Annotated in this window: 2 protein-coding genes; both read left to right on the top strand. The window is 25.8% G+C overall.

Features of this window, described 5'->3' with window-relative positions; genetic code table 11:
* Window positions 1–474: HEAT repeat domain-containing protein (locus NSA58_RS19495; RefSeq protein ID WP_257560880.1), on the top strand; the 474-nt coding region annotated here is incomplete at its 5' end.
* Window positions 468–1,892, top strand: a complete 1,425-nt coding sequence (locus NSA58_RS19490; protein WP_039678816.1) for a glycosyltransferase family 2 protein — start codon at window positions 468–470, stop codon at window positions 1,890–1,892. The genes NSA58_RS19495 and NSA58_RS19490, both read left to right, overlap by 7 nt.
* The last annotated feature ends 185 nt before the right edge of the window (window positions 1,893–2,077 follow it).

Below are 2,077 nucleotides of genomic sequence, written 5' to 3'. Positions count from 1 at the left end.
TATATTCAAAAAAATATAATAGAGCATTTAAAAAATAGAAAAGTTGAGTTGGCAAAAGACAAAATCATAGATATTCTTAAAGATGAAAGTTTAGATAAAGAAGTTAGAATAAGTGCTATAAAATATTTCTCAAAAATACATTATAACCATGCTAAAGTAGAAATAAAAAAATTATTAAATCATGAAGAGTGGGAGTATAGAGCAATAAGTGCTTCCACACTAGGTAAGTATAAGGAAGAAGATGTTATTGAAGCATTGCTAGACAGTATAACTGATTATAACTGGTACGTAAGATATAATTCAGCAATATCTTTATTAAGTTTTGAAGAAGATAATATAATAAATAAAGCAATAGAAAAGAATGATAGGTATTCAATAGATATTTTACTTTATGCAATGCTTAACCAAGGAAAAATATCTTATGAAGAGTATTTGACAAAGATAGGAAAGTTAGAGGTAAGTCATACATGTTAAAGTTAATAATTGACGCTATAAATATATTCTTTTTTTACTATGTATTTATCTATGCAATAGTATTCTTTATCTCAACAATTTCTTCAGTATTAGAACTAAATGAAGATAGACATAAAAGAAAGTACTTTAATAAGTTATCTATAAAAAGTAATGAAAACTATGTGCCAGTTTCTATATTAGTACCTGCTTATAATGAAGAAAGTACAGTAGCTGACTGTATAGAATCATTAGCTCATCAGGATTATCCAGACTATGAAATAATAGTGATAGATGATGGATCAAGTGATAATACATCTTCTGTTGTTGTAGATAGATTCAACTTGAAAAAAGTAGCTAGACCAATAAGACGGTTAGTAAATTGTAGAAAAGAAGAAAGCATATATGAAGGTGTTATAAATAATAAAATAAAAATAACACTTGTAAAAAAAGAAAATGGTGGAAAAGCAGATGCTCTTAATATGGGGATAAACATTTCAAATTATCCACTATTTATATCACTTGATGCAGATTCAATATTACAAACGGATTCTTTAACTAATATTGTAATGCCATATATGGAGGATGATACTACTGTTGCAGTAGGTGGTAATATTAAAGTGTCAAACTCAGTAGTTTTAGATAATGGAGAGGTTGTAAAAATACTAACTCCCAAAAACTTATTTGTTATATTCCAAACTATTGAATACTTTAGGGTATTTTTAACTACAAGGGTTTGGTTTAATAAATTTAATGGAAATTTAATTATTTCAGGAGCTTTTGGATTATTCAAAAAAAGTGCAGCTATTAATGTAGGTGGATATGATACTAATACCATAGGAGAAGATATGGATTTAGTGCTTAAATTACATTCTTTTTATAGGAAGAATAAATTGCCATATAGTATAAAATATTCACATAAAGCAATATGCTGGTCACAAGTACCTGACAATTACAATGACTTAAAAGGTCAAAGAAGGCGTTGGCACATTGGGCTTATAACAAGTTTATATACACATAAATATATATTTCTAAATCTAAAGTACGGATTAGTAGGAGTATTCTCATTTTTATACTTTGTAATTTTTGAGATGTTATCTTGTATTATAGATGTATTTGGATTATTACTAATTGTAGTTTCATACTTCTTAGGATTTTTAAATATAGACTTTTTATTTACATTTTTAATTGTATATATAGGATATGGTGTAGTAATTTCTATAGCATCTATAATATTGGAGAGCTATAGTTTTAGAAATACATTAAACTTTAAATCTGTATTTGTATATACAATCTTTTCAGTGTTAGAAAGCTTTGGGTATAGACAAATTTGTGGATGGTTTAGACTTAGTGGTTTCTTTGGTTATAAAAAGAGAAAACATCAATGGTCTAAAATAAGTAGAAAAAGCCAAAATAAAATTGCTGATTCTGAAAATCTATAAAAATAGTTATAATAAATTTAATAGCTTGTATAAACCGTTGGTTATTTGACCAACGGTTTATTTTTTCTATAAAGTTATTTTTAATTTTTTATCTAAATATCTAGTTGTAATTATATGTTCAGTAATACTACTTGTATAAATAATAATATCATTATAAATGTAATATGGAGAATAGGTATTCCTAT

Source organism: Terrisporobacter muris (assembly GCF_024621905.1).
In the GTDB taxonomy this organism is placed as follows: Bacteria; Bacillota; Clostridia; order Peptostreptococcales; family Peptostreptococcaceae; genus Terrisporobacter; species Terrisporobacter muris.
This window is presented reverse-complemented; position numbering and strand designations above follow the sequence as displayed.